The sequence below is a fragment of the Streptomyces sp. NPDC054840 genome (assembly GCF_053611065.1).
The window spans coordinates 1-8,343 of record NZ_JBSGZP010000305.1; the positions used below are offsets into that span (position 1 = coordinate 1).

Genomic DNA, 8,343 nt, shown 5'->3' on the forward strand with positions numbered 1-8,343 from the left:
TCAAGGAACGGACGCTTCCTTTGTACTCACCCTCTCGGGCTTTCCTCCGGGCTTTCGTTCTGTTCTTGCGTTTCCGACTCTATCAGACTCTTTCGGGCCTGACCCCCAGTCAGCGGGGTTTGCCTTCCGGGCTGTTGGGCCCTTCCGACTCCCGAACTCTAGTGGACTTCCCCGGCGATTCATAATCGGCCTTCGGAAAGAAATTCGGGCATGCCGAATTCGTTCCCAGTGGGAGATCGTGCTGAGTTGGGTGCCGCAACGAGGCGGCGGGATTCGTTGTCGCCAAAACCTTCCGGCTCTGGGACAACTCGAAGAACCTTACGGATCCGCAGGGCTCGTGTCAACCCCGGTGGTCAGCTGGGTGACTGGAGGTCCTCCACGCGGTCCAGCAGGCGCGCGAGCATGTCGCCGAGCACCCCACGCTCCGCGGTGGACAGGTCTTGGAGGAGGTCCTCCTCGAAGACCGTGGCCGCGCGCATCGCGTCCAGCCACTTGCTGCGGCCTTCGTCGGTGAGCTCCACGATCACGCGGACCCGGTTGGACTCGTCCCGCTCGCGGGTGACCAGGCCCTCCGCCGTCATGCGGTCGATCCGGTGGGTCATGGCCGCCGGCGTGAGGCCCAGCTGCTTCGCCAGTTCGCTCGGGCCCATCCGGTAGGGAGCCCCGGAGATGACGAGGGCCTTGAGCACCTCCCACTCCGCGTTGCTGATGCCCAGGGCCGCCGTCTGACGGCCGTACGCGACGTTCATGCGGCGGTTCAGGCGGCTCAGTGCCGAGACGACCTTCTCGACCTGGGGGTCCAGGTCCTGGAACTCGCGCTGGTAGACGGCGATCTGTTCGTCGAGGCTCGGCTCGTGGACGGGCGCAGTGCCGTCGGGGGTGTCACCCATGGGTCGAAGTATCGCACGAGCTCGTTGGCGTCTAACTCCTTCGGTGTGTACTGTTAAGGCTTGAAGTTTAGCTATGAAGTCTTCAGGCTTCAGGTCTCAAAGGCAGGTGAGAAGTGACCAAGGTGATGGGCGCTGCGTTGCGGCGGATCCAGGCCGGGAACGCGCTGACCGCGTTCGGCATCGGCTTCACGGTTCCGTTCCTCTACATCTATGTGGCGCAGGTGCGAGAGCTGGGTTCCATGGCCGCCACGAGCGCATTCGTGGCCTTCGCCCTGGGCGCTCTTGTCGCGCTGCCCTTCACCGGTCGGGTCATCGACCGACGGGGGCCGGTGCCCGTGGTCATCGGGGCGGCCGTCACCGCCTCGGTGGGTGCGCTCTCGCTCGGGCTCTCCACCCACATCACGGCGATCCTGTTCTCCGCGCTGGCGCTCGGCGCCGGGCAGGCCGTGATGCAGCCGGCCCTGGCCACGATGATCGTGTGGTGCTCCACGCCGTCCACCCGGACCCGTGCCTTCGCCCTCCAGTTCTTCATGCAGAACCTGGGTCTGGGCATCGGTGGTCTGCTCGGCGGTCAGATCGTCGACGAGAGCCGGCCCGGCAGCTTCACCCTGCTGTTCGGCATCGAGGCCGTGATGTTCCTGGTGCTGGCGGGCGTCATCCTCAGCGTGCGGCTGCCGCACGTACCGAACATCAAGGACGCCATGCCGAAGGACCCGTCCCAGGCGGGCGGCAGCGGCTGGAAGAGGCTGCTCCGGCACAAGGCCATGGTGCAGCTGTGCGTGCTGGGCTTCGTGGTGTTCTTCGCCTGCTACGGACAGTTCGAGTCCGGTCTGGCCGCGTTCGGTACCGAGGCGGCCGGCATCTCCCCCTCGACCCTCGGTTTCGCGCTCGCGGCCAACACCGGTGCGATCGTCGTGGCGCAGTTCGTCGTCCTCAAGCTGGTCGAGAAGCGCCGGCGGTCGCGGGTGATCGCGCTCGTCGGACTGATCTGGACCGTGGCGTGGGTCATCGCCGGGTTCTCGGGTCTGGGGCACGGCAGCGCCATGATGGCCGCCGCCGCGTTCATCACCACGTACGCGCTCTTCGGCATCGGCGAGGCCATGCTGTCGCCGACCCTGGCGCCGCTGGTGGCCGACCTGGCGCCCGAGGGCTCGGTGGGCCGGTACAACTCGGCCTTCGCGCTGGTCAAGCAGATGGCTCTGGCGCTGGGGCCGCTCGGGGTGCCGCTCGGTGCGGGGGTGCCGATGCTCTACATCGGGGTCTTCGTGCTCGTGTCGCTCGGGATCGCCGCTCTCGCGCTGCGGCTCGGCAGGCGGCTGAGCCCGATGCAGGACAACCCGTGGGTGGCGAGCAGGGTCGTGGCGCAGGGCGGTCCGGCCGTGGTGGCGAAGGACGTCGCGGCCGAGGACGCCGTGGCCGAGGAAGTCGCCGTCGAGGCCGTCCACGCGTGAGCACGTAGGAACGTAGTGCCAGTGCCCTGTGTACAGGGGTGAGGCCGTGCGGAAGGCCCCGGTCCGGGTGGAGCGGGGCCTTCCTGCTGTGCGGCTACTTGTCCGGCAGGGCGAACTCGCACCAGACGGCCTTGCCGCCGCCCGGCGTGCGGCGGGAGCCCCAGGCGGAGGCGATGGTCGCGATGATCGAGATGCCGCGGCCGGTCTCGTCGGCCGGTTCGGCGCGGCGGCGGCGCGGGAGGTGGTCGTCGCCGTCGGTGACCTCGATGATCAGCCGGCGGTCGGTACGCCGCAGCCGCAGCCTCATGGGCGGGGTGCCGTGCTGGAGGGAGTTCGCGACGAGCTCGCTGGCGGCGAGCACGCCGAGGTCGCAGAGTTCTAGGGGGAACCGCCAGGAGGCGAGGACGCCCTGGGCGAAGGCGCGGGCGCGCGGGGCCGCCTCGATGCCGCCGAGGAGTTCCAGGGCGGCATTGTGGAAGAGCTCGGCGTCCGATCCGGTGCGGGCGGGCTGCTGGAGGACCATCACGGCGACGTCGTCGTCGTGGTCGGCGTCCACGCCGAGGGCGCGCATCAGGCGGTCGCAGATGACGGCCGGAGTGCCCTGGGCGCCGGAGAGGGCGCGTTCGAGGGCGGCGACTCCCTCGTCGATGTCCTCGCCGCGGCGTTCGACCAGGCCGTCGGTGTAGAGGACGGCGGTGGAGCCGGGGCCGAGCGCGATGGTGCCCGAGGTGTGCAGCCAGCCGCCGGTGCCGAGCGGTGGGCCGGTGGGGTCGGCGGCTCTGCGTACGGTGCCGTCCTCGTCGCGGACCAGGATGGGGAGGTGGCCGGCGGAGGCGTACGCGAGCAGGCCCTCGTTGGGGTCGTGGACGGCGTAGACGCAGGTGGCGATCTGGCTGGCGTCGATCTCGGCGGCGAGGCCGTCGAGGAGCTGGAGCACCTCGTGCGGGGGCAGGTCGAGGCGGGCGTAGGCGCGGACCGCGGTGCGCAGCTGGCCCATGACGGCGGCGGCGCGCACGCCGCGGCCCATGACGTCGCCGATGACGAGGGCGGTGCGGCCGGCGCCGAGGGTGATGACGTCGTACCAGTCGCCGCCGACGGCGGCCTCGGTGCCGCCGGGCTGGTAGGTGGCGGCGACGCGCAGGTCGTCGGGCTGCTCCAGCTCCTGGGGGAGGAGGGAGCGCTGGAGGGTCACGGCGGCCTCGCGCTGGCGGCGTTCGCTGGCGCGGAGCCGCTCGACGGCCTCGGCGTGGTCGGTGACGTCGGCGAGGTGGATCAGGACGCCGGTGTGGTGGGGGACGGGCTCGCCGTCGGGGTGGGGCTCGGGGAACTCGACCGGGGTGCAGGTGACCGTGTACGAACTGCCGCCGCCCGGTGCGGTGCGGTTCTTGGCGGTACGGGACTTGCCGCTGCGCTGGACCTGGTCGAGGAGCGGGAGGAGGCCGAGCTCGCCGAGTTCGGGGAGGGCCTCGTGGGCGGGGCCGCCGGGGTGACGGGCGCCGAAGCCGGTGGTGTAGGCGTCGTTGACGTAGGCGACGCGGTGCTCGGGGCCGTGCACGAGGGCGACCAGGGCCGGGAGCCGGCCGAGGACCTCGCGTACGGAGAGCTCGTCGAGGGAGGGCACGGCGGTGAGGACGCCCGTCCCCCGGGCCGGGGAGGCGGCCGGGGACGGGGGCGTGCCGGTGCCGCCGCCACTGCTGCCGCTTCCGGTCCCGGAGACCGTGGGGTCGGCGGGGTGGCCGTCCGCGGGCGTGGCCCGCCCGGCTCCGGGGTCGGCGCGGCCGCCGCGGGCTGCCGGGACCGCGCCTTCACCTCGCTTGGCCTGGGCGGCTGCGTGTTCGGACCGGGCGGCGGCGCGGCGCTGCGTTCCGGGGAACCGGGCGCTCCAGCGCGTGAAGTTCACTGCGTTCAAGCCTCGTGGTGTCGCGAGTGGTCGCTGGGTCGCTCGTGGGCGGTCGCTGACTGGACGATGTCACTCTGTGCAGGGATGAGCGCACCTATGGTCACACGTCCAGTGTGGCCGACCGCACTGACAACGTCAGCCCTGGCCGTTCTGCGGGGGGTTGGAGGCGGGGGACGGAGGAGGGGGCTTGGGGCCGCCGCCTGCGGCCAGTTCGAATTCTGCCCTGGGGTGTTCGAGGGAACCCAGGGAGACGATCTCACGCTTGAAGAGGCCGGCGAGGGTCCATTCGGCAAGGACGCGCATTTTGCGGTTGAAGCTGGGGACGCGGCTGAGGTGATAGGCGCGGTGCATGAACCAGGCCGGGTAGGCCTTGAGCTTGCGGCCGTAGATGTGGGCGACGCCCCGGTGCAGGCCTAGCGAGGCGACCGAGCCCGCGTACTTGTGGGCGTACTCGGTCAGGACCTCGTCGCGGAGGGCGGCGAGGAGGTTGTCGGCGAGGACCTTGGCCTGGCGGACGGCGTGCTGGGCGTTGGGGGCGCACTCGCGGCCCTTCTGGTCCGCGGTGATGTCGGGGACGGCGGCGGCGTCGCCGGCGGCCCAGGCGTGCTCGACTCCTTCGACGGTGAGGAAGGAGGTACAGGCCAGGCGGCCGTGTTTGTTCTTGGGGAGGTCGGAGGCGGCCAGGACGGGGTGTGGTTTGACCCCCGCGGTCCACACGACGGTGCGGGTGGGGAAGCGGGCGCCGTCGCTGAGGACGGCGACGCGGTTCTCGCAGGATTCGAGCCGGGTCTCCAGGCGTACGTCGATGTTGCGGCGACGCAGTTCGCGGACCGTGTAGACGCCCATCTCGGCGCCGACCTCGGGGAGGATCCGGTCGCTGGCTTCGACGAGGACCCATTTCATGTCCTCGGGCTTGATGTTGTGGTAGTACCGGGCGGCGTAGCGGGCCATGTCCTCCAGCTCGCCGAGGGCTTCGACGCCCGCGAAGCCGCCGCCCACGAAGACGAAGGTGAGGGCGGCGTCGCGGAGGGCGGGATCGCGGGTGGAGGAGGCGATGTCCATCTGTTCGATGACGTGGTTGCGCAGTCCGATGGCTTCTTCGACCGTCTTGAAGCCGATGCCGTAGTCGGCGAGTCCCGGGACGGGGAGGGTGCGGGAGATGGAGCCCGGGGCGAGGACGAGTTCGTCGTACTCCATCTCGATGGGGCCGGAGCCCTCGTCGGCGGTGGCGAGGGTGCTGACGGTCACGGTCCGTCTGGCGTGGTCGATGCGCTGGGCCTCACCGATGACGATGCGGCACTTGCCGAGCACGCGGCGCAGCGGGACGACGACGTGGCGGGGGGAGATCGCGCCCGCGGCCGCTTCGGGGAGGAAGGGCTGGTACGTCATGTAGGGCTCGGCGCTGACCACCGTGACCTCGGCTTCGCCGGCTCTCAGCTTTCGCTGGAGTCGGAGCGCCGTATACATGCCGACGTAGCCGCCGCCGACGATCAGGATGCGCGTACGGGGCGGGGTACCGGGGGTCGTGCCCCGGGAGTTAGCAGCCTTCACCATCCCATGACGCAACGTGGCCGGGAGTTTGTCCACAGGCCCGGCAGTTTGTGTGACCGGAGTGAGTGCTGGGGCGGGGCGCAAGAGGACCTCAGCTTGTGGCGAAAATCTGCAGGTCAAGGCATGCGGAATGTGAAATTCCGGAGGCGCGGAACGGAAAAGTGGGGGTGAATGCTCCGATCGGGCGGTGCTCCGTCCGGGGCTGCCTCTTCTGAATTGACTCTGGCTCAACTATGTTCGTATCTCGTCGAGGAGTAGGACCGGGCCCGAGACCGTGGCCCCCTCGACGTGAAGGCGGGGAGTGTCTCCGGGGGGAGACAAATGATTACCGGGGGATACATATGAACATTTCCGATTTCCATGGTTCTGCGACCGCGCTCTCGGTCGAGAGCAACGGGCGCGCTCTCGCGGGCGGCACCACGCACGGTGTAGGCCGGTCCACGCCGCTGCGCGTCGATGCCCAGCGCAACCTGGAGCACGTCCTGCGGGCGGCTCGTGAGGTCTTCGGCGAGCTGGGCTACGGGGCTCCGATGGAGGACGTGGCTCGCCGCGCCCGGGTCGGTGTCGGCACCGTGTACCGACGCTTCCCGAGCAAGGACGTCCTGGTGCGGCGCATAGCCGAGGAGGAGACCACGCGACTGACCGAGCAGGCCAAGGCCGCGCTGGGCCAGGAGGAGGAGCCGTGGCAGGCGCTGTCGCGCTTCCTGCGCACCTCCGTGGCCTCGGGCGCCGGGCGGCTGCTGCCGCCGCAGGTCCTGCGGGTCGGCTCGGCCGTCGAGGACGAAGCCGAGGAGGCGGAGGCCGCCCGGGTTCCGCACCAGCGGCAGGCCGTGTCGGCCGCCGGGGCTCCCGACCTGCGGGTCGTGGGCACGCGCGGTTCCGCCGACAACGAGCCCTCGGACGACGCGGGTGCGGGTGCGCTGCTGGAGGTGGTCGGCCGGCTGGTGCACCGGGCGCGGGAGGCCGGTGAGCTGCGTGGCGACGTCACGGTGGCCGATGTGCTGCTGGTGATAGCGACGGCGGCGCCCGCGCTGCCCGACCCGGCGCAGCAGGCGGCGGCCTCGACGCGCCTGCTCGACATCCTGCTCGAAGGGCTGCGGTCCCGGACGGTGTGACCTCGGCGGGCGCCGGTGAGGTCCGAGAGGGCGATTCGCCGGAATGTGCCCGGATGAGTGGATGGCGCGCAGAGGGGGCCGGCGCCCGTCCCCCGTGTGACACGCTTGCCCGGTGTACCGGTTGAGTGGGTCGTGCGGGAGTCTCCGCGATGAGCGTTGACGGTCGGGAAGAGCCACGCGGTGGCGGCGGCAGCGAGGTGGAGGCGGGCAGCCTGCCCGCCCGACAGGTGCCGGCGCAGCGCGACCCGGGCGGGCGGCACGCACGCCCCTCGGGCTCTTCCGGACCCGGCGGCGCCTGGGGCGAGCTGCCGCCGTCCGACGGGGACTTGATCGCCCGGATGCGGGGTGGTGACGACGGCGCGTACGAGGAGCTGTTCCGTCGGCACGCCGATTCCCTCCGCCGCTACGCGCGGTCCTGTTGCCGGGACGCGCACACCGCCGACGACCTGACCGCCGAGGTGTTCGCGCGGACCCTGCAGGCGGTACGGGGCGGGGCCGGGCCGGACCAGTCGGTGCGGGCCTATCTCCTGACCACCGTGCGCAGGGTCGCCGCCGCCTGGGCGAAGACCGCCAAGCGGGAGCAACTCGTCGAGGACTTCGCCGTCTTCGCCGAGCAGGTCTCCACGGGTACGGAGGGCGGGGCGGCCGGACTGTCCGGGCTCTCCGGGGACGCCACGCTCGAACTGGGCGCGGATGTGAGGGCCATGCACGAGGCCGAGCGGTCGCTGGCCGTGCAGGCCTTCCGCAGCCTGCCCGAGCGGTGGCAGGCCGTGCTGTGGCACACCACCGTCGAGGAGGCGTCGCCGAGTGCGATCGCGCCGCTGTTCGGGCTGAGCGCCAACGCCACCGCCGTGCTGGCGAGTCGGGCCCGGGAAGGGCTCAAGCAGGCGTACCTGCAGGCCCATGTGAGTTCGGCGCTGAGCGAGGGCGGCGACTGCGCGCGGTACGCGGACCGGCTGGGCGCCTACGCGCGGGGCGGGCTGCGGATGCGGGCGGAGCGGGGGCTGCGCAAGCACTTGGAGGAGTGCGTGAAGTGCCGGCTGGCCGCCGGGGAGCTCCAGGATGTCAACGCGGGCATTCCGGCGCTGCTCCCGGTCGCGGTCATCGGGTGGTTCGCCGCCGGGTACGCGGGCAAGGCCGCCGGGGTGCTGGCCGGTGGAGCCGTCGCCGCGGGCGGGGCCGGGGCCGCCGCGGCCGCCGCCGGCGGGTCGACCGCGGCGGCAGGCACAGCCGGGGCCGCGGGTGGCGCCGCCGGAGCCGGAGGTGGGGCTGCCGGGGCGGGAGGTGGGGCCGGGGCCGTGGGTGGCGCCGCCGGAGGTGGGGCTGCAGGAGCTGGAGGTGGGGCCGGGGGTTCCGTGGCCGCCGAAGGGCTCGGGCTGCCGGCCAAGGCGGCCATCGCCGCCGGGATCGCGGTGGCCGCGGCCGCGGGCGTGGTG

Annotated in this window: 6 protein-coding genes; 3 read left to right on the top strand and 3 right to left on the bottom strand. The window is 71.8% G+C overall.

Features of this window, described 5'->3' with window-relative positions; genetic code table 11:
• Nucleotides 1-353 precede the first annotated feature (353 nt).
• Nucleotides 354-890 carry a MarR family winged helix-turn-helix transcriptional regulator gene (locus ACWGIU_RS21380; RefSeq protein ID WP_030774675.1) on the bottom strand — a complete coding sequence of 179 codons (537 nt, stop codon included), beginning with the start codon at nucleotides 888-890 and terminating at the stop codon, nucleotides 354-356.
• 125 nt (nucleotides 891-1,015) lie between these two features.
• Between ACWGIU_RS21380 and ACWGIU_RS21385 the strand changes: the two genes are divergently transcribed.
• Complete coding sequence (locus ACWGIU_RS21385) at nucleotides 1,016-2,341, top strand: MFS transporter (protein ID WP_453708062.1); 1,326 nt, start codon at nucleotides 1,016-1,018, stop codon at nucleotides 2,339-2,341.
• A gap of 94 nt (nucleotides 2,342-2,435) precedes the next feature.
• On the opposite strand, the gene ACWGIU_RS21390 is transcribed toward ACWGIU_RS21385, so the two are convergent.
• Both ACWGIU_RS21390 and ACWGIU_RS21395 read right to left on the bottom strand, forming a co-directional pair.
• Complete coding sequence (locus ACWGIU_RS21390; RefSeq protein ID WP_453708070.1) at nucleotides 2,436-4,241, bottom strand: ATP-binding SpoIIE family protein phosphatase; 1,806 nt, start codon at nucleotides 4,239-4,241, stop codon at nucleotides 2,436-2,438.
• 135 nt (nucleotides 4,242-4,376) lie between these two features.
• The gene (locus ACWGIU_RS21395; RefSeq protein ID WP_453708064.1) at nucleotides 4,377-5,795 is read right to left on the bottom strand and encodes an NAD(P)/FAD-dependent oxidoreductase; all 1,419 of its coding nucleotides are present in this window, start codon (nucleotides 5,793-5,795) and stop codon (nucleotides 4,377-4,379) included.
• 338 nt (nucleotides 5,796-6,133) lie between these two features.
• On the opposite strand from ACWGIU_RS21395, the gene ACWGIU_RS21400 reads away from it, so the two are divergent.
• A complete protein-coding gene (locus tag ACWGIU_RS21400; RefSeq protein WP_453708066.1) occupies nucleotides 6,134-6,907 on the top strand; it encodes a TetR/AcrR family transcriptional regulator in 774 nt (257 codons plus the stop codon).
• A gap of 149 nt (nucleotides 6,908-7,056) precedes the next feature.
• A partial coding sequence (locus tag ACWGIU_RS21405; protein ID WP_453708068.1) for a sigma-70 family RNA polymerase sigma factor occupies nucleotides 7,057-8,343 on the top strand: 1,287 nt, incomplete at its 3' end.

Coding starts and splice junctions, on each gene's coding strand:
- ACWGIU_RS21395 (WP_453708064.1), bottom strand. CDS start 5,795: ATGGTGAAGGCTGCTAACTCCCGGGGCACGACCCCCGGTACCCCGCCC.
- ACWGIU_RS21400 (WP_453708066.1), top strand. CDS start 6,134: ATGAACATTTCCGATTTCCATGGTTCTGCGACCGCGCTCTCGGTCGAG.
- ACWGIU_RS21380 (WP_030774675.1), bottom strand. CDS start 890: ATGGGTGACACCCCCGACGGCACTGCGCCCGTCCACGAGCCGAGCCTC.
- ACWGIU_RS21385 (WP_453708062.1), top strand. CDS start 1,016: ATGGGCGCTGCGTTGCGGCGGATCCAGGCCGGGAACGCGCTGACCGCG.